General features: G+C 71.4%; 16 protein-coding genes. 5 read left to right on the forward strand and 11 right to left on the reverse strand.

Features of this window, described 5'->3' with window-relative positions; genetic code table 11:
- Window positions 1-139: 139 nt before the first annotated feature.
- From A6F73_RS35605 to A6F73_RS35615, 3 genes are all read right to left on the reverse strand, one after another.
- Window positions 140-586, reverse strand: a complete 447-nt coding sequence (locus tag A6F73_RS35605; protein WP_063352457.1) for a DoxX family protein — start codon at window positions 584-586, stop codon at window positions 140-142.
- Between the two features lie 158 nt (window positions 587-744).
- Window positions 745-1,542 carry a DUF2785 domain-containing protein gene (locus A6F73_RS35610; protein WP_063352458.1) on the reverse strand — a complete coding sequence of 266 codons (798 nt, stop codon included), beginning with the start codon at window positions 1,540-1,542 and terminating at the stop codon, window positions 745-747.
- Window positions 1,543-1,730: 188 nt separating this feature from the next.
- Entirely contained in the window at window positions 1,731-2,423 is a 693-nt protein-coding gene (locus A6F73_RS35615) for an alpha/beta hydrolase (protein WP_063352459.1), read from the reverse strand.
- Between the two features lie 207 nt (window positions 2,424-2,630).
- Here A6F73_RS35615 and A6F73_RS42395 point away from each other — a divergent pair, with 207 nt between their 5' ends.
- On the forward strand, window positions 2,631-2,783 hold the full coding sequence (locus A6F73_RS42395; RefSeq protein WP_167745906.1) for a hypothetical protein: 153 nt from the start codon (window positions 2,631-2,633) through the stop codon (window positions 2,781-2,783).
- Here the strand turns inward: A6F73_RS42395 and A6F73_RS35620 are convergent.
- Complete coding sequence (locus A6F73_RS35620) at window positions 2,780-4,000, reverse strand: ricin-type beta-trefoil lectin domain protein (protein WP_063352460.1); 1,221 nt, start codon at window positions 3,998-4,000, stop codon at window positions 2,780-2,782. The two genes, A6F73_RS42395 and A6F73_RS35620, sit on opposite strands and share 4 nt — an antisense overlap.
- Before the next feature lie 476 nt (window positions 4,001-4,476).
- On the opposite strand from A6F73_RS35620, the gene A6F73_RS35625 reads away from it, so the two are divergent.
- From A6F73_RS35625 to A6F73_RS35635, 3 genes are all read left to right on the forward strand, one after another.
- The gene (locus tag A6F73_RS35625; RefSeq protein ID WP_079136546.1) at window positions 4,477-5,658 is read left to right on the forward strand and encodes an acyl-CoA desaturase; all 1,182 of its coding nucleotides are present in this window, start codon (window positions 4,477-4,479) and stop codon (window positions 5,656-5,658) included.
- Between the two features lie 71 nt (window positions 5,659-5,729).
- The gene (locus tag A6F73_RS35630) at window positions 5,730-6,908 is read left to right on the forward strand and encodes a glycosyltransferase family 1 protein (protein ID WP_079136630.1); all 1,179 of its coding nucleotides are present in this window, start codon (window positions 5,730-5,732) and stop codon (window positions 6,906-6,908) included.
- 47 nt (window positions 6,909-6,955) lie between these two features.
- The gene (locus tag A6F73_RS35635) at window positions 6,956-7,930 is read left to right on the forward strand and encodes an alpha/beta hydrolase (protein ID WP_063352461.1); all 975 of its coding nucleotides are present in this window, start codon (window positions 6,956-6,958) and stop codon (window positions 7,928-7,930) included.
- On the opposite strand, the gene A6F73_RS35640 is transcribed toward A6F73_RS35635, so the two are convergent.
- The 7 genes from A6F73_RS35640 to A6F73_RS35670 form a co-directional block, all read right to left on the reverse strand.
- A complete protein-coding gene (locus A6F73_RS35640; protein ID WP_107453154.1) occupies window positions 7,875-8,375 on the reverse strand; it encodes a carboxymuconolactone decarboxylase family protein in 501 nt (166 codons plus the stop codon). The two genes, A6F73_RS35635 and A6F73_RS35640, sit on opposite strands and share 56 nt — an antisense overlap.
- Before the next feature lie 407 nt (window positions 8,376-8,782).
- The gene (locus A6F73_RS35645) at window positions 8,783-9,535 is read right to left on the reverse strand and encodes a type I-E CRISPR-associated protein Cas6/Cse3/CasE (RefSeq protein ID WP_244293822.1); all 753 of its coding nucleotides are present in this window, start codon (window positions 9,533-9,535) and stop codon (window positions 8,783-8,785) included.
- On the reverse strand, window positions 9,532-10,380 hold the full coding sequence (gene cas5e / locus A6F73_RS35650) for a type I-E CRISPR-associated protein Cas5/CasD (protein WP_063352798.1): 849 nt from the start codon (window positions 10,378-10,380) through the stop codon (window positions 9,532-9,534). Before cas5e ends, A6F73_RS35645 begins: the two co-directional genes overlap by 4 nt.
- Before the next feature lie 74 nt (window positions 10,381-10,454).
- Window positions 10,455-11,801 (reverse strand): type I-E CRISPR-associated protein Cas7/Cse4/CasC, encoded by a 1,347-nt coding sequence (locus A6F73_RS35655; protein WP_063352463.1) that lies wholly within the window; start codon window positions 11,799-11,801, stop codon window positions 10,455-10,457.
- 96 nt (window positions 11,802-11,897) lie between these two features.
- Window positions 11,898-12,464 carry a type I-E CRISPR-associated protein Cse2/CasB gene (gene casB / locus A6F73_RS35660; protein WP_063352464.1) on the reverse strand — a complete coding sequence of 189 codons (567 nt, stop codon included), beginning with the start codon at window positions 12,462-12,464 and terminating at the stop codon, window positions 11,898-11,900.
- The gene (locus tag A6F73_RS35665) at window positions 12,457-14,073 is read right to left on the reverse strand and encodes a type I-E CRISPR-associated protein Cse1/CasA (RefSeq protein WP_079136548.1); all 1,617 of its coding nucleotides are present in this window, start codon (window positions 14,071-14,073) and stop codon (window positions 12,457-12,459) included. Before A6F73_RS35665 ends, casB begins: the two co-directional genes overlap by 8 nt.
- A gap of 790 nt (window positions 14,074-14,863) precedes the next feature.
- Window positions 14,864-15,052 carry a hypothetical protein gene (locus A6F73_RS35670; protein WP_063352465.1) on the reverse strand — a complete coding sequence of 63 codons (189 nt, stop codon included), beginning with the start codon at window positions 15,050-15,052 and terminating at the stop codon, window positions 14,864-14,866.
- 179 nt (window positions 15,053-15,231) lie between these two features.
- Between A6F73_RS35670 and A6F73_RS35675 the strand changes: the two genes are divergently transcribed.
- Entirely contained in the window at window positions 15,232-18,999 is a 3,768-nt protein-coding gene (locus A6F73_RS35675; RefSeq protein ID WP_063352466.1) for an ATP-binding protein, read from the forward strand.
- Window positions 19,000-19,025: the final 26 nt, after the last annotated feature.

Here is a 19,025-nt window from a genome sequence, read left to right on the forward strand (position 1 = left end):
CACCTATTTGTGGTTAGGCCACGGAACGTACCACAACTACCTGACACACCAAGCGCGTTGACGCCAGCGGCCGGATCATATTCAAATCCTCCCACCGACGGCCGGCACAAAGTGCGGCCAAGACCCCGCAAGCACCCGGTCAGCGCCGGCGGCCGAGCAGCTCGGCGGTCTCGGCGCGCCGGTTCCAGGCGATGACGGCCAGCGGCACCATGAAGATGAACGGGGTCCCGGCGTTCTCACCGTGCATCGCGGTGAGCTGGGTGACGAACGCGAACACCAGGAAGACGATCAGCGCCATGGCTGCCGGCCCGGCCAGCCGGCGGACCAGCAGGCCGACCGCTCCGGCCAGCTCCACCAGCCCGGTCAGGTACATGAACCAGTGGCCCACACCCATGGCGTCGAAGACGGTCGTGGCGGCGGGGATCGCGAGCAGCTTGGGCAGCGCGCTGGCCACGGCGAAGAAGAGCGCGAGCAGGATCCGCAGCGTCCAGACCACCCGGATCACGGCCTTGCTGGACTTCGTGGCCGTGGTGGTGACGTTGGTAGCGGCGGTAGCAGTGGCGGTGGCGGTAGCGGTGCTGGACATCTCAGGTCTCCCCGGTCGGCTGTCGTTGCTTTCCCAGGTATGACCGCCACCACCGCCCGAACTCATCGGTCCCGGAAGAAAAATTTTCCGGCAGCCCCAACTCCAGTGCCAGCAGCCCGCCGATCAGCCCGGCCCGGGCACCTCGCGGCGTGGGGCTGTCAGCCGATGGACTTCGCGTCGTCCGCCAGCACTTCGACGAGCCGCCGCTTGACCGCGTCGCGATGCGGGACCTGCCGAGGCGGCTGCCCCGGCTGCGGCGGGACACCGAGGTCGGTGAGGAGGTAGAGCATCCGCAGGGTGCGCAGTGCGTTGGACACGTATGTCGGAGTGGTGCCCCGGGCCACGGCCCGGAAGTCGGCGCCGATGTCGTCGAGCCAGGCGACGGACTGGTCCGCGGTGAGCTTCGGGTTGGTGAGGGTCAGCGCGATCGCGCGGGCGAGCCGGTCGTCCTCCCGTTCGGCGTACAGGTAGTCGGTGGGCGCGAGGAGCCGCGCGGTCGCGAGGTCCAGCATCTCGACCGGCTCGACATCGTGGTGGCGGCCGAGGGCACCGAGCAAGTCGGCGCCGTGCGCCACGGCGTGCAGCCAGCCCAGCTGCGCGTCGTGTCCGCGCAGGTCGCTCTCTGCGGGGTACCAGCGGGTGAACGCGTCCAGCCATTCCTGGCGGAGGTCCCCGCGGCTGACGATCATGTCCAGGACCAGCGGCGCGAACGTGCGGGCCTGAATCGGCGAACCGGCGGCGAAGCGGGCCGCCATGTCATCGCCCAGGCGGATCCGGCGGTCGCCGTCGATGACGTCGCGCTCGATCCAGGTCCGCAACACGACGTACGGGTAGCCGTCGCGCACCTCCGGGTCCGGATCCCGCAGACACTCCGCCAGTTCTGCGGTGAGCTCGTCCAGATCGCCGCCCGGGGGCACCGCACATGCGTCAGAGTAGATCTTGTACCAGTCAGTCACGAGCAGCGAGGCTAGCCCGCCGCAGACGGCCTGACCAGTGATTATCCAGATCCGCCCACGGCGACGACCGTAACGGCAGCGGCCTCGGTCTCGGCCTCGGCCTCGGCCGGAACCAGGGACGGGCGCGGGCGGCCGACGGCCCGTTCGCCGCCCGCGCGTCGGGTGGTCCGGATCGGGCGGCCGCGCCGTCAGCTGTCGGCGGCCTGCCGGATGAAGTCGGCCACCGCGTCCGGCCGGGACACGTAGACGGCGTGGCTGCCGGACACCGCGGAGGTGCTGGCCCCGGCCCGCTCCGCCATGGCGTGCTGGGCGGGCGGCGGGATCATCCGGTCGTCGGCCGCCACCAGGTACCAGCTCGGCTTGGTGCGCCAGGCGGGCTGGGAGACGGCACCGTTGAGGGCGTCGACGCCCCAGGGGACCTGGGAGTCGGCCATGAAGGCGGCCAGTTCGGCGGGGACGTCGGCGGCGAACGAGGCGGCGAACTCGTCCCGGTCGAGGAAGAGGAAGCCGTCCCTGGGCGGCAGGATCGGCGGCACCGGGGCGCCGGGCGCCGGGTCGGCGATCAGGGTGCCCACCGACTCGCTCTTGTCGGGGGCGAACGCGGCGATGTAGACGAGGCCCGTCACCTTCGGGTGGTTGCCCGCCTCCGTGATCACGGCGCCGCCGTAGGAGTGGCCGACCAGGACGGCCGATCCGTCGAGGCCGTCGAGGACGTGGTGGACGGCGGCGACGTCGCCCTCCAGCGACAGCGTCGGGTTCTGCACGATGCTCACCCGGAACCCGGCCCCGGTCAGCCGCTGATACACCCCCTGCCAACCGGAGCCGTCCACGAACCCGCCGTGGACGAGGACGATGTTCTTGCGGTTTTCCTGCTCACTCATCGGTTCTCCCATCGCCGCCTGGTGCATGACGTTGCGTCAGAGCAGGTTAGTGGCGACCCCGGGCGCCCGCGTCCGTCATCCGACGTAGTTCGGGCCGAGCCGCGCCTCACACCGCACCGCACCGCACCGGACTGGGCTCCACCGCACCGGACGGCACCGAACCTGGCCGGTGCACCGGAGTGGGAAGTCGGCCGGGCCGACTTCCCCTTGCAGCCCATCGCCGCCGGCCGATACCACGACCGCTTCGAACTCCGGTACGGCCAGTGGCAGTTCGCGGAGCGCCGGGTCCGCCTCACCCTGGTCGGCGACGTGAGCCGCCACCTGCGCGTAACCCCCGACCTCACGGGACAGGAAGGCTAGGCATCCGTCCGCACGACCGCCGTGAGGGTCTGCTCAGGGCTTCCGTCGGCGGGCCGCGCGGTCACCGGGTCACTGTTGCGCCCCGCGGTGCTGGAGGTGAGCGCCCAGCCGGCGGGGTTGACCACGGCATGGCGGGCACCGTCGTAGCTCCACCGCTGGGCCGCGGAACCGTCGCAGGCGGCGCGCACCACCTGGCCGCCGACGGCCGCGGGTGCGGCCAGGCACTCGTTGCCCTGGGCGGTGTGCAGGCTGCCGTCGCGGGCGAAGACGAAGAGCTGGTTGGCGTTGGGCGTGGTGGCGCAGCGGTAGCTGATGGCGCCGTTGGCGCCGCCGCGGTCGAGGCAGGCGCCGTTGGCGAACCGGAGCGGCCAGCGGGCGGACTGGCCGAGGCCGAGTTCGGTGAGCAGGGTGCCGTCGGGCTGCTTCCGCTGGCGGATCATGTCGTCGCAGGCGCCGCTGGTCGAGGTGCCGGTGTTGGTGGCGGTGAGGGTGCCGCCGTTGCCGGTCATCGGGCCCCAGCGGTTCTCGGAGTACGCGTTGTCGTTGCAGGCGTAGGCGGGCCTGTTCCAGTCGAAGTACTCCACCCAGCTGTTCCAGTCGTGCTTGATCTGCTGCGACTTGGGAAGCAGGACCGAGCCGAGGACGAAGGAGGTGCCGGCGGTCTCGTCGGTGACGGTGGCCGTCACCCAGTGGGTGGCGGGGTCGATCCGGACCTGGAAGGCGTACGTGTGGCCGGTGACCGGGCGGCCCTGGTTGACGGTGCTGTTGGCGCACTGGAGGTGCTGGCCCTCGCCGGTGCTGTTCCAGCAGTGCGAGCCCTGGGTGCCGTCGGCGAACTGGAGCTCGGTGTCGGCCCAGGTGGACCAGTTGAACAGGCCGTCGTTCTGCTGCTTGTCCTGGAAGCCGATGTAGGAGAGGTTCCCGTCGAAGTTGAACTGGCTCGACCAGAAGACGTCGCCGTCGCCAGGGGTGGTCACCACCGTGTTGCGGAAGGTGACGTCGGTGAGGACGGTGTCGCCGGCGATGGTCCAGTAGGAGTACGAACCGGGCGTCTGGCCGTAACGGGGCTGGGCCGTGGCGGCCGGCGCCGCCGGCCCCGCGAGGGCCGAGGCCGCCGGTTCCGCGACGGCCGGGGCTTCTCCGGCGGGCAGGCCGGCGAGGGCGAGACAGGCGAGCGGCAGCGCGCACATGGCGCGGCGCCGGGAGACGTGCGACATCCGTTGCTCCTGACAGGTCAGCGGCGGCCGCAAGCCGTCGGCGCCGCACGGATTCCCCAGCGCGACCCTCACCCACCCGGTCACGGTCCGCAACACATGAGGTCGCCAGGAGTGACCGGGGGCCCCGGAGATTCCACAGGCACCGATCACCCATTCGACTGATCGGTGCAGGCCGCCTCCCCGAAATGATCGTTCCGGGGCGGGCGCGCATCCTCCTCGCCGGGGCGCCCTCCCCCGGCTCGGCTCAACTACACCGAACCGTGCGAAAACCGAACGGGCGATCGGCGATCGGACGCGCAGCGGAGCAGCCGGGCCGGCCGCCACCCGATCGGGCCGCCTCCGACCGCGACACGGCGCAGCGCCGCGACAACGGCGGTCCGGATGCGGAAGGCTGACGCCACCCTGCCCGGGGCCTCGCGGTGCGGCTGCCACGGCCGGCCGGAGCGACCGGAGCGACCCGAGACCGGAATGGTGGCATGACCGTTCAGGACACCCCACCCACCGGGACCACCCGGCGCGGCGACTTCGCCGAACTGCACCGGCGCGTCTCCGACGCCGGTCTGCTGCGCCGGCGTCCCCTGTACTACGCGGGCCGGAGCGCCGCGCTGTTCGCCGCCCTGGCACTGCTCCTGGCCTGGTTCGTCGTGCTCGGCGCGAGCTGGTGGCAGCTGTGCCTCGCGCCCCTGTTCGCTTTTGTGATCGGCCAGTTGGCGCTGCTCGGGCACGACGTCGCCCACCACGCGGTGTTCGCCGGCCGGCGGGCGACCGACCTGGCGGGCATCGTGCTGGGCAACCTGGTGGTCGGCATGAGCTACGGGTGGTGGGTGAGCGACCACAACCGGCACCACGCACACCCGAACCGCGAGGGCCACGACCCGGCCGCGGACTCTCTCCTCTTCGCCCGGACCACCGAACAGGCAAGCCGCACACGGGGATTGAGGCGGCTCGCGGCCAGGTACCAGGCAGAACTGTTCTTCCCGCTGCTGTCCCTCCAGGCACTCGGGCTGCTCGTCGCCACCTGCCTGACCCTGACCCGCGGCACCGTCCGGTACCCGGCCCTGGAACGCACGCTCGCCGCGCTGCACTACGCCCTGGCGGCGGCCCTGCTGGCCGTCGTCCTCGCGCCGCTCCAGGCGCTGGCCTTCGCCGTGCTGTTCGGGGCGGTGCTCGGCGTGTACCTGGGGTGCATCTTCGCGCCCAACCACAAGGGCATGCCGATGACCGGCCCGGACGCGGAGCGTGCCGACTTCCTCCGCCGGCAGGTGCTGCCGTCGCGCAACCTGCGGGCCGGCCGGTTCGTCCACTTCCTCTTCGGCGGCCTCGGCTACCAGATCGAGCACCACCTCTTCCCGGCCATGCCGGTCGCGGCGCTGCGCCCCGCCTCGCGCATCGTGCGCGACTACTGCGCCCAGGTCGGCGTGCCGTACAGCGAGGCGGGCCTGATCGCCTGCTTCCGGGAGATCCTGCGGGACCTGCGGGCCATCGGCCACTCCCTCCCCGCCGACCCGGCGCAGTCGGCCCCGCCGACCCGACCGACCGCCCCGGGGCTGGCCCGGCCGACCGACCCGGGGCTGGCCCGGCCAACCGCCCCGGAGCCGACCCGGCCAACCGCCCCAGAGCCGCAGGCCGCGCCCGAAGCGGGGGCGGCGGCACGGTGAGCGGAGTCCTGTCCGGGCCGGCGGCGCGCACCGCGGACGGCCCGGCCCCCGGCGGCGAACGGCTCCGCGTCCTGATCGTCACCGAGTCCTTCGCCCCGCAGCTCAACGGTGTCGCCCACAGCGTCCTCCGGACCGCCGAACACCTCCTCGCCCGGGGCCACACCCCGGTGGTGGTGGCACCCGCCGTGCGGGCACCAGCCGCGCGGGCCGCGCGACGGCACGCAGGCGACCTGCGCCGCGACCTGCACCGCGAGCAGGCGTACGGCTACGAGGTGGTCCGCGTCCCGTCGGTGCCACTGCCCGGCTACCCGGAGGTGCGGGTCGCGCTCCCGGGGCGCGGGGTGGCCGACGCCATCGAGCGGCACCGCCCGCACGTGGTCCACCTGGCCAGCCCGTTCGCGCTCGGGGCGGTCGGCGCCGCGGCGGCCGACCGGGCAGGGGTCCCGTCCGTGGCGGTCTACCAGACCGATCTGGCCGCCTACGCCAGGACGTACCTGCCGGCGCTGGGCGCGGCCGGACCCCGGCTGGCCTGGTGGCGGCTGCGACGGGTGCACACCTTGGCAGCCCGGACGCTGGCACCGTCGCAGGCTTCGCTGCGCGCCCTGCTGGCGCACGGCATCCCCCGGGTCCACCTGTGGCCGCGCGGCGTCGACTGCACCCGGTTCCACCCCCGCCACCGTGACGAGACCCTGCGCCGGCGCCTCGGCCACCCCGGCGACGTCCTGGTCGGGTACGTCGGACGCCTGGCGCCGGAGAAGCACGTCGACCGGCTGGCGGAGGTGTCCCGCATCCCGGGGGTTCGGCTGGTGGTCGTCGGCGACGGCCCGTGCCGCGCCCGGCTGGAGACCGTGCTCCCGGACGCGGTCTTCCTGGGGCTCCGGTCCGGACACGAACTCGCCCGGCTCTACGCCTCGTTCGACACCTTCGTCCACGCGGGGCCGTTCGAGACCTTCGGCCAGACCCTCCAGGAGGCCATGGCGAGCGGGCTGCCCGTCGTCGCCCCGGCGGCCGGCGGGCCGCTCGACCTCGTCCGCCCGGGCCACACCGGATTCCTCGTCCCGCCCGGCGCGGCGGACGGGTTCCGGGAGGCCGTCGAACGTCTCGCCCGCAACGACGAACTGCGGGCGGCGTTCGGGCGGGCGGGGCGTGCCGCGGCGACGCAGCGCAGCTGGGAGACGGTCGGCGACCTCCTCGTCGAGCACTACCGGCTCGCCCGCACCGAGACGGCCGGGCCACCCCTGCGCCGCTGAGCAGGCCGGCAGGAGAGTGCGGACCCACCCCGAAGAAACGGACCTCCATGCACCACCCCCTCGCCGCCGAGTACGTCCGCAGCCCCGCTCCGGCCGCCGGCACCGCCGTCTTCCTGCACGGACTGGGCGGCTGGACCCACAACTGGGCCCACCTGATCGACCTGCTGCGGACCTCGGCGCACTGCCTGGCCCTCGACCTCCCGGGCTTCGGAAGGTCGGCGCCCCCGCCCGACGGCGACGTCACCGTCGAACACCAGGCCGCAGCCGTGGCCGGCCACCTCGACCGCCACCTCGACCGCGACCTCGACCGTCGCCTCGGCCGTCACCCCGACCATCACCCCGACCGGAACGGGCACCGCCGCGTGCACCTGGTCGGCAACTCGCTCGGCGGCCTGATCGCACTGCGCCTCGCCGCCCAACGGCCCGACCTGGTCGCCACCTTGACCCTCATCTCGCCCGTGCTGCCGACGTTCCCGCCCGCCCCGGCCCTACGGGTGGCCCTGCTGGGCCTGCCGGGCGCGCCGCGACTGCACGCCCGTCTCCTGGCCGCCCAGAGCCCCGACCGCCAACTCGACGACCTCTACCGCCTGATCTACGCGAACCCCGCCCTCGTCGGCGCCGAGCAACGGTCGGTGGAGGCACGCGAGCGCCGACGCCGCGCCGAACTGCCGTACGCGCAGGACATGCTGGCCGAGGGAGTGCGCTCGGTGGTCCGCGCGTCCCTTCGACGGGGCGAGGCCTCGGCCTGGCACCTGGCCCGCCGCGTCACCGCCCCCACCCTGCTCGTGTACGGGCGGGACGACGCCCTCGTCCCCTTCCGTACGGCGCCCCGGGCCTACGCGGCCTTCCGCGACGCCCGCCTCCTCACCCTGCCCGGCGTCGGCCACGTCGCCATGCAGGAACGGCCGGCCCCCGTGGCCACGGCGATCCGCGCCCTGATCACCGAGGCGAGCCCGCGCGGCACCGTCACTGCGCCGGGATCGGGCGCACCGGGTGCTTGCTCAGGATCGACACGCGGTTGAAGGCGTTGATGGCGATCGCCACCCAGATGACCGCCGAGATCTGGTCGTCCGTCAGGACCTCGCGGGCGACACCGTAGGCGGCCTCCTGCGCGACGGCGTCCGACGGATCGGTGGTCACCTCCGCCAGGGCGAGCGCGGCCCGCTCCTGCGGCGTGAACAGTTCGGTGTCGCGCCACGCCGGCAGCGTGCCCAGGCGCTGCGCGGTGTCGCCGGCCTGAAGAGCGGCCCTGGTGTGCACATTGAGGCAGTAGGCACACCCGTTGATCTGGGACACCCGCAGATTGACCAGCTCCACCACCCTGCGGTCCAACCCGGCCTCCGCCGCCCCCACCCCGGCCGCCTCGGCAGTCGCCCGCAACGCCCGGTAGGCCTGAGGGCTCTGCTTGTCGATGAACACCCGCCGCCGCACCGGGGCAGCGGTCACATCGGTGGTCACATCACTCACGGGAACTCCTCTGACGGATCAGCAGATCAACGGATCACTCACGGCCGGCATGTCACCACACCATCATAGTTGAAAGTGAAACCACTTTGGAAGGCTACCGTCCTGCGCGGCACCCCGCCACGAGTGGCGTCACCTGAACAGCATCGGCACACCGCGTGCGACTGCCACCGCCACGTACCGCAGCTCACACCCCGAGACGCCCACGAGACCGAGTCGCCCTCGACCCCTCGCGGAAGCCAGTGCTCACGCCCTCGTGGGCGGGCCCGCCACCATGAGCGGACCTGCCTCCCGGCTGACCAGCAGGAACCCTGCCCGCCCCGGAGGTACCTGACCTCCAGGGGCGGCCAGAACGACGACTGTCCGCTCCGACACCGAGCACGACCGGCCCGGTCAGCACCATCAGGCAGTCATCGGACCAGGATCAGGCCACAACTGTAGGCGCGGGCATGGCCGAAGCCATGGGCGAGGGCGGCCGTGAGTGCTTGTGGGTCCGTGACGCTCAGAGTTCCGCGGATCTCGGCCCGGCTGATGAGCAGGCCCCGGTGGGGGCCGTGGCTGGAGACCTTCGGCAGGATGCGGAGGGCCAGCCGTTCTATGTCGGAGTCGACGCCGAGCCGGACCACTCCGTCCGGGGCCACCGCCGGTTCGCCGACCGGCTGCAGGCGGCGGGCGAACCACGCCTTCACGTGTTCCGGGCGGGTGTGCGGCACCCGTACACCCCTTCCACCTCCGCCGCCTCCGGGAGCCGGCGGCCCGGCCGGTCGGCTGCTGACCGGATTGACGACCGTGCGGAAGTCGAGTCGGTCCCCGATGCGGAAGGTGCGGTCCACCACCAGACTGTGCGGCGGTTCGACCAGCGCCGCTCGGGGCAGGCCGCTCCAGTCGCCGGGGACGGCGGACTGTACGACCAGGGAGAGCCGGGCGGTGCTCAGGTCGACGGTCCAGCTGGACAGCACCTTCATCTGGGCGCGGGCGTCCCGGCTTCCGTCGTCGACCCAGCCGCGGAAGCCGCTCATGACGGTCCGGTGCATGTCTTGGGCATCGATCAGCGACTTGGCGGTATATGGGTGCCTGGCGTCCAACGTGATCAGGGTGTGTGTGGCGACGAATCTGGCCGCCTTGTTGGCGGGAACGGGCTCGGTTGTGCGCAGGGCGTTCACGGGATGATGTCCCATTCGGTGGCGTGCGGGGAGATGGTGATGCGGTGCCGGGACTCCCAGCGCTGCCGGTGGACGGGACCGCTCGCGAGGAACCTCTCGGGCTGGTCGCGGACCGGCCCGACGCCCGGCAGCGGGTGCGGGCTCTCGATCCAGGCCCACCGGGTCTGGCTGACGTTCGGCGGCGGCTGCCCGTCGTCGGCTGCCGGGAGCAACGCCCGGGTTTCGAAGACCTCCGACAGAATGCCCGGGGCGATGCCGACGAAGAGGTCACCCGAGGGCGGGCAGGATTTGCGGCCCAGCCAGAGCAGGCGCTCCGGGTGCTCCAGTGCGTGGGCGATCCGTTCGAGGAGTGCGCGGTCGGAGTGCTGGAGGCCGACGAGGAAGGCCGCGTCGGACAGGTACCAGCGCTCGGTGATCATGGCGTGGCGGCTCACCTCACCTGCGACCAGCGCCCCGGAACGGGGGTCCGCCGCGATCCGCTTCGGTGCGCCGTACCAGGATGCCAGCGCGTGGCTGCCGAAGGATGCGGTCGTGCCCTCTCTCTGCTCCCCGAGCGCTTCCAGGGCCGAGGCCCGGCGGTGGTCCGTCACGAGGTCGCGGGGGCGGACGGGATACCTTCCACCCCCGACGGTGTGGTAATCCCGCATGGGCGTTCCGGGGCGGTCGGCGCGAACACCGAAGAGGACGGACCCGAGTTCGTCGAGCGGATCCTCCCGGTCAAGGCCGAAGGCTGCCGCACAGAGGCCGATCACTCCGGACTTGGTGGGCCGGGTGTGGGTGTCGCGCTGGGCGAACCGGCCTTTGATGCCCCAGGACTGCAGCGGCCCGGCCAACCTGATGAGCAGAACGTGCTGCGGTGCATCGGTCGTCGCGGTGGAGCCGGTCCTGGCAGTAGGACCGGTCGTGGCAGGGGCGTCGGTCACGGCGTGAGGTCCTCGATGGAGTCCACGACGTCCACGGCCCCGGTGGGGTCGACCGTCTCCAGGAGGTCCGCGATCTCCGGTGCGTAGGTGAGGACGCGCGCGGACCGCAGGTCGCCGCGGCGCTTGCTGACGAAGAGGTGGTGCCGCATCAGACGGCGGACCGCCGCCTGGCCGGCCGGGCCCTCGCCGCCGCTGCTCTCGGGGTTCTCGTCCACGGGGTTCTGGAAGGCGGCAGCGTAGTTGTACGGGCGCTCGCCCTCGAAGGCGAGCACGAGTGCCGGCAGCGAGCCGGTGGAGGCGGTGGAGTTCTTCTTCGCCTCCGGGACGGCCTCGACGAAGGCGTTGACGAACTCCGCCTCGGCGGCGGTCGCCGCTTCCTCCGCTTCCTCCGTCTCCATTCCGGCCTGCTGGAGGTTGGCGCGAAGCTGTCGGCGATCCAGGACGGCGTGCCGGTAGAAGGTCCCGGAGATCAGCGACTGGTACCCGGTCATGCCCGCGCCCGCGTCGTCCGCCGTGTCGAGGAAGCTGAGGGCGTTGCGCTTACGGTCGAGCTTCGCGTCGTCGGCCGCCGCGTAGAAGTCCTCGATCTGCTCTGCGGCGTGCACGGTGAAGGCATGGCCGGTCTGCACCGCCCCGTCGACATTGGGCGAGTCGGCGATTTCGGCGAGGAAGCGCCCGTAGAGGGCGATGTCCACAGCGTCACGGGGCGCGATGGCGAGCAGAACGGCGTTGCGCGTGCTCTTGGGGAGAGGGGGGAGGCCTGTGGTGCCGGACTCCGTGGCTGCCTGCGCGTCGTCATTCTCCTGCTCCTCAGCGTTCTTCGCCGCACCACGGCGGGGTTTCTTCGAGGCCTTCTGCTGGCCGGCGAGGTAGCTGTCGCGCCACGGCCGGATCTCGTCGGCGTTCTCGGCGATGTGCCGGGCGATCCTGGTGCCTGCGTCGGCGGGCGCGAAGACCAACACCTTGGTCAGATTGGCCACCGTCTTCTTGGCCGGGTCGCCGAACTTCAAGCCGCTCGCCTCGATCACCGCGCGCGCCGTGATCAGGGCCTCCTCCTTCTCCCAGCCGTTCCCGGACGACAGTTCGGCCGCCGCGAGGAGTGCCCACTCCCTTGTCCGGGTGCCCATGCTCCGGCCCTTGAGGGCGCCGATGCCGGCATTGGCCCGGTTGCGGGCGTAGACGCGCTCGGCGCGTCGCCGGGCCTGGCTGGTGATCATGTGCCGTTCGAACCCGCCGTACACAAGGGACTTGGGTTGACCGTTCTCGTCCCTGACCGGGAGCACGGCGACGAGCGTCTCCAGGAGGTGGAGCGAGAGGAACGGGCTTCGAGCGTCTGCGGTCACGCGGTCGCGTCCTTATGGTCGGTCGGGATCGTGTACGTGTCGTGCTGGGCCTACTGGTCTGACATACCGGGCCTATTGGTCCTGCTCGGCCTCGGCCTACCGGCTCTGCGGCGAACTGCCGGACGGCCGGCTCCGGTGGACCGGGGCATGGAAGTCGACCGACCACTGGTAGGCGATGCGGGCCTTGCGGTCGTTCCAGAGGATCAGGTCCTCGGTGAGCCGGGTCCAGGAGGGCGGGAGCTGGTCACAGGACCGGAGCCGGACGATGGTGTGCTGAAGGTGCCGCCACGGCACCCTCCGGCTGACGACCACCCGGTCCACGAGCCGCTGCGCGCCCGGGTCGCCCGGGCCCCGTCCTACGCTGTCACCGATGCGCGCCGCCGCCGAACCGAGACTCCCGTAGCCGTAGGCGGGCGTCGGACGGCCCTGGTGGTAGAGCGCGAAGAGGAAGGCCATCCGCTCGAACAGGTCGCGGTGGTTCTCCCCGCCGTACCAACCGGCCCGGATGTGTGCGTTCGTCCGGCCCCTGGCCCGGCGCAGGTTGGCCAGGGTGCCGTACTCGCGGTTGCGCACCAGGGTGGTGAGCCAGGCAACCAGTGCGGCGCTGTCGTGCGGGAAGGCGTCCTCGACGGGGTACCCGTCGCGGGGACTGTCCTCAGTCATGGGCGGTCTCCCCCCGGAGTTCGGCCGGGGCCTTGGGATGGCTGATGTCGTCCTCGAAACGCTTCAGGGCGTCCGCCCTGGCCTGGAAGCCCCGCTCGTTGGGCGGGAGGGTGTCGAGGCGGTAGACGAGGTGGGTACGGGCCAGGTCGGTGAGGGTCTGCGTGTACTCCAGGAGCAGGGGCGCGACCGGATCTCCCGGGTTGTCGTACCCCTCATCGATCACTGCCTCCAGCAACTGGTCGAAGGGCTTGGCAGCCTCGGGCCAGAACATCCACCGCGCGTCGAACCGGGACATCTGCCGGGCCTCGTCGGCCGGCCGCGCCACCGAGTGGACCTTCTCCGAGGCGAGGATCGCCGCCCGTTTGAGACTCCACGCCAGGTACTCGGCGATGCGCGAGCCCCGCCGGGACGCACGGTAGAGCTGTACCTCCATCGCTGGGGCGTAAGGGAAGTAGCCGTCCGTCCAGGAGACCGGCAGCGTCTTGTTGGAGACGAGACCGACAGCCCACAAGTGGTAGGGCGCGCCCCGGCAATCCCGCTTGTGCGGCAGCGAGCGCAGTCGCGCGTAGAGACCGGGCTGCGCGTCCTTCACCGCGCTGTACAGGGCGTGCGCCTCCTGCCAGAGCGCGCGCGTGGGCGACGGCCACAGGGGCTTGACCTCTCCGCCCGCGGTCCGGCTGAACACGGCGTCCTGCATGTGCTTTTCCGGGTCCAGTTCGAGGACCTCGCCGGCTCCGATCAACACGCGGTCGACGACGATCGTGCCGTCCGCATCGCGCTTCGGTCGCAACAGGACGGAGCGGCCGAGCGCGCTGTGCAGGTCGGCAGGGCTCTCCGGCACCCGCGGGCGGGCCCGCACAGCGAAGTTCCGGCGGCTCACGGAACCACTGGTCCAGGAGGTGTTGAGCCGGCCCGGGTCTCCCTCGGGCGGATAGAGGTTGAGCCGCAACGTCTCGCCGAACGTACGGCCGAGGGGAACGACCCTAATCCGTCCCTGCAACCGCCCGGTGGACAAGTTGGTGACGGTGGGTCCGAGAATCCTGCCGGTGATCCTCGCCCTGCCGTACGTGCCGTACACGTGCTGGGCGAGCATGGCCCGGAACGCGTCAGCCGCCGGCAGCGACTCGCCGTCCTCGAGGTGGTGGTGGTCGAAGAACTGGTTGTAGTCACCGGCCCGCTCGATGACCAACTGCGCGGTCCCCGTGCCGCTCTCGTCGAAAGAGGGGTCCAGAAGGGAGTTCTGGCCGAGGGGCGTCTCGGGGTGGAACAGGTCCCAGTGCTCGTCCGGCTCACCGGCCAGCCACTCGGCTGCGGAGCGGAGGCTGCGTTCGTCACGGATCCACTCCCGCCACTGCTCGGGCGTGCTCGGACAGGTACCGGAAGCGAAGCAGATGGCCATGACGAACTCGATGACGGCAACGGTCTCGCCCGGGGTCGGACAGTCAATCGTCGTCAAACTATCGGCCTGGTCGAGTAGTTCGCACAAGGAGAGCGGAACGCTGGAGCCTTCGGGAGTCACGACGGGAATGCACGGCTCTCGCCGCGGATCCCAGCTGAGGCGCTGCTCGACCGGGGCCGAAGGCTGTGTTCGCGGCAAGGCCCTGCCCATCACTTCATATGATCGCTGTTTTCTGGCAAGGGAGTTGGGACTCCCAGGCAGAGCCCGACGCTAGCACCCGGGATCGGGTCGTGTAGCTCGATCGACCGGATTGCCCCGCCATCCCAGTCCGGGACGACGGGGCACCGGACAGCCCCGCACACGCGGGGAAAGCGACCCGGCAAACGCTCGCTGCCGTCGACGGTCCATGCCCGCTGCACGCGGGGGTACCTCTTCCGTGATGCTGACAGGGCTCCATCACATCACCACCCCCGAGAAAGGGGCAGAAGACGCGCCATAGACTGAGGCGCCGCCGATTCTCTCGGCTGCCCAGCCTGCTCGATGACCGGAGATCGCTGCGCTCCGTTCCGGGTCCCGCTCCGCGGGAACGAGGCGGGACCCTACAGCCGGCTGGAAGGGCCGTTCTCGGAGCCTAAGCTGCTCCGAGAACGGCTCGGAGGAAGTCCACCAACTGGACCGTCAGTGCCGCTGCAACCGATGCGAGCCAAAGCAGCACCAGCTCACTCAACCAACCACGTTTCCCCACAGGCATCTCAGGTCCTCTCATCTCGGTGATGTCGGCCCCAGCGACTGGGGCCAACATCACCGCGATGGCGGCCCCACGCCTGGTACGCCAGCGATTTTCTCAGAGATTGACTGCTTCGGAGCGCATACGGAGTCACTCTGCGTGTCGCTTCCGCGGCAGACGTCTTGCTGCTGTCGAGTTGCCCGCCCACCGCAGTCGGCACCTCGCCGGGACGTAGCGCGCGGCGGGCGCCCGCCGCGCGCTACGGGCGCCCGCTCACCGGGACTGGCGGCGCCTGGAGAGAATGGCCAGAGTGGAACGGGCATCACGGCGGCGGTCCGGGGTCCGGGCCAGGACCGAGGCGAGGGACACGATCGCGAGGACGACCCCGTACAGCAGGCCGGCTCCTGCGGCCAGCACGGCAGCCGCAGTTGCATCCTGGGTCAGCATGGAAAGCACAGTCATGGGGAGATCCTTCTGTCGGAGGCCTGCGGCCCGCGGTCGATGAGCCGAGCATCTGACGGCGTCCCGGTGCGCATCCACGTCCTGGCGGGATATCCGCTGGTCAGGGGCCTTTATTCACCGACGCGGGAGCAGAAATGGTCAGAAGTACGGCGCCCGGGACGGCACGCAGGAACCTCGGGGTGATGCTGCAGGAGTTGATCAAGGCTCGCGGCATCAGTCGCCGAGGTGCTGCACGACTCGTCTCGAACGGCGCGCTACGGGAATCGACCCTCCGACTCTGGTGCTCCGGCGAGTCCGCTCCTCACGCAACGGACCTGTTCTGGAACCTGGTCGAACAATTGGAGGGCCAGGACAGCCAACGCCTCCATCCCCGCGAGGAATGGGAAGCCGCTCTCCATGCCGCGCAAGGAGAGACGACCAGGGGCCGGCGCGAATGGAGAGCCGACTCGGAGAAGCGCGGCAGGAAGCGCGAGCACGCCGCGATGAATGCCTTCGTCCGTGATCGGGATCCGCAGGCGGCCTCGTACCTGTGGTGGCACGCACAGCTTCCCGTAGGAAAGACGGCTCTGCTCACCGACTACGCGAGGCAGCTACCGCAGGACGCCGACCTCCTGCTCTGTGTCCTGTCCGAGAAGCACGGGACGAACACCCGTACCGAATTCATCGATGACCTGCGCCGACAACTCCAGGTGCCCGAGCCCCGGAGGAAGCCGTCCGCCGAGGCGGAGTTCCTGCGCCTGCTCACCAAGGCCGCGGGGCGAAGCCGAAGGCAGAAGCGGCAACTCCTGCTTGTGGTGGACGGCTTGGACGAGGACCGCGCCTGGCCGACGACTGGAGCGCCTGGTGGGACCGGGGTGGCGAGCATTGCCGCACTTCTCCCGGCCGCTCCTGCGGCGAACGTGCGCATCATCGTCTCCAGCCGGCGCAGCGGGCCGCTGCCCGCCGACGTCCCCGAGGGGCATCCGCTGCGCGAGCGCGAGTGCCTTCGCCCACTCACCGCGGGCGACTGGAGCCACGATGTCGAACAGGCTGGCTTCGCGGACCTGGAGCGGCTGCGCACAACCGACCTGGGCCGGGCCGTCACCGATCTGCTCGCCGTCACGGACAGCGGGGGCGGGCTGCGAGCGGCCGACCTCGCGGAACTGACCGGGGCCTCCGTCGAGGACGTGAACGGCCTGCTGCACAGCAGGGAGCAGCGCTGCATCGTCTCGAACGAGGAATCGGCCGAGATCCACCTGCTGAGCCACCCCGGCATGCCGCACGCCATCCGGCGGGAGTGGGACCAGGCCACCGTCGAGCGCTGCACCCGTCGGCTGCACGCCTGGGCGGCGCACTGGCGCGAGGCCGGCTGGCCCGAGGGCTCTCCGACGTATCTGCTGACCGAGTATCCGCAGCTGCTGGACACTGCGGGTGAGCGCGGACGGGTCCTGCTCGACCCACTGCGACAGCTTCGGGTCGCGGACGCGCTGGGACCTCAGGTCATGCTCGACCAGCTACGTCTTCTCAAATCCGAGTTCAAGGCAGTCGAGGTGTCGGATCCTGAACAGCAGGAAGCCGAGACCGCCGTCCGGCTGGCTGCGGCACTGGACCTCGTGCAGCGCCGGGTCGGACCGGTCCCGCCTCGGGCACCCGTGCTCCTCGTGCAGTTGGGGAGCGTCGCCCGCGCCTGCACCGTGGCCCGCTCGGAGCCGGAACTCGTTCTGCGGGCCGCTCGGTTGGCCGAGGTTGCCGTCGAAGCGGCACGCGCCTCGCACCCCGATGCCACCGCAATCGCGCGAGAGGCGGCCGACTGCTTGGTCCGCGCGGGCCGGTTCACTCCGCGCGCCGGTGGCTCCTTCGAGGACGCCTGTGCGGAAGTGGCCGAGGCAGCGGGCGCGTTGGACACACTCGGCAGGAGGGATGGGGCAAAGGCGCTGTTCCGGGCCGTGGTGCTCAGCGACGCGGCCGCCATGGACGCACTCGTCGAAGGAGCGGTCCTCCTCTCCGCTGACGGCCCCGAGCGCTTCGTGGAAGCCCTGGAGGAGCACGCGGAGGAGCTGAGCGAGGTCGATCCTCGGGCCCAGGCCATGGCCGTGGACATCTGGGCGACCATCGCCCGCGCCTCCAGCTCCCGCAACATCGCGAACCTGGACCGTATCGAATGCCTCTGCAAGGCCATCGACCTGTCCGACGGACTGATCGTGGTGGATACTCTCGCGCTCGCGGCCCAGGCCTTGGCGACCATGGGCCGCCGGTCGAAGGCCTGGGACGTGCTCAAGATCGCGCGGGACCGTCTGCACACCGCCCTGGTCAGGCTGGACTCCCCAGCCGACCGGGCCCACCGGGCACGCGAGTTCTCCGGCACGATGGACCGTATGGTCCGCGCCGAGACCGCGGCCGGCACCGGTCTTAAACCTCACCTGGACGCCAAGCTGCTGGTGACTGCCCTCAGCCAGGGAGTTCGCACCGGCGTTCTCGGCGACGACCAACTGGAGCGGGCGGAGGCCTTTCTCTCAGCAGTCGACGAACAGGTGGCAGCAGAGCACGCCGCCCATCTCGCGGCGAAGGAGGAGCGGCGACGGGCCCACCGGAGGGAGGTCGACGCGAGCGCGAAGGCCCTGACGAAGGAACGGAAAGCCAAACGGAACCGCGCCCAGGCTCCCCCGACCCGAAGTGCACGGCGTCGTGTCCGGACGGACGAAGAACCCTCACCGTCCACCGCCCCGGGCCGAAGCCCGGCGCTCGGGAACCACGAGCCCCTCGTCGGTCCGGTCACCCGGCTCCGGTACGCGGAGCAGCTGGTGCACGGCGGCAACCTCGAGCTCGGGCGCGAACAGTTGGAGGCCGCTGTCCGCTCCTCGCTCCCCGACGCGCCGATCGCTCTGAGCGCCGGCTCGGCCGAGGAGTTGGTCCGGGCGCTCGGTATGACCGGTGAATTCGGACAGGCCGAACAGCTGATCAGCATCTCGACGGAACCAGGCGACCGCGCCCGGCACTTGGCCGCGCTGTCCATGGGGTGCTCACTCGGCGGTCGCTCACCGGAGGCGGTTGCGTACGCCCACGAGGCCGCCCGGCTTATCCCTCGCACGCCGCACTTCGCCATGCGAGGAGCCGTCGCGCAGGCCCTGGCCCATGCAGGGGACGCGGAGGCGGCGGTGGCGGTGGCCCGGATGGAGGAGTCGGCAGACGCCGAGGCTTCTTCTTCCGTACGGGGCAGGAGGGCTCGACGCACGCTGGTTCTCGTCGCCGCCGGCCTGGCACGGCATGATCCGGAACGTGCCGCTGAACTGATCGGGCCATCGGTCCAACTGGTACGACGGCGCATCGGCGCCGGCCGCCCGGTCGGCCAACTTCCGGCGCTGGCAGAACTGCTGCTCGCACTCCCCGATCCGACGCGACCGGATCCGGAGCTCAGCGAAGCGATCCGGCTCGCCGCGGAGTTCACGAACAGGCCTCGACAAACCTGGGACCGGGAGGAGACGATGCTCCTGGCCCTGCTGCGGCGGCTCGGCTGCGCGCCCGCACCGGGACGCGCCGCGGGTGAGCTGGAGGAGTGGCTGCGCTCCCTGCGACCCGAACGGGCTCCCCATGCTGAGCTCGCCCTGCTCGGCTCCCTGGACGGCGATGCCGCCAACGCCCTGCGCACCGCGAACGCAGCACCGGCACCGATGGCGCGTGCCGCTGCGCTGGCTGCTGCCGCTCACGTCCTGGCGGCGGCGCCCGCAGCCCTGTCCGTCGAGGAGTCCGAGGACAGCACTGTTCAGCTCTGCCTCGCACTCGCTCATGCGGGAGGCCGCCCCGACCGCACCGACTCCGACAGGGCTGCAGCCCAGGGACTCCTCCGGGAACTGCTCGCCGACGGGAGTTGGACGCGGGCGATCCCGTTGCTGCCGTTGCTGGTTCCCGAGGCTCTGCACCCCCTGAGCGAACTGGTCGCCGCGCACATCAACGGCCGCACAAGCACCTGACGGAGGCGGTCACGCCTCCCCTGTCG

It is taken from the genome of Streptomyces sp. MJM8645, assembly GCF_001625365.1.
GTDB lineage: Bacteria > Actinomycetota > Actinomycetes > Streptomycetales > Streptomycetaceae > Kitasatospora.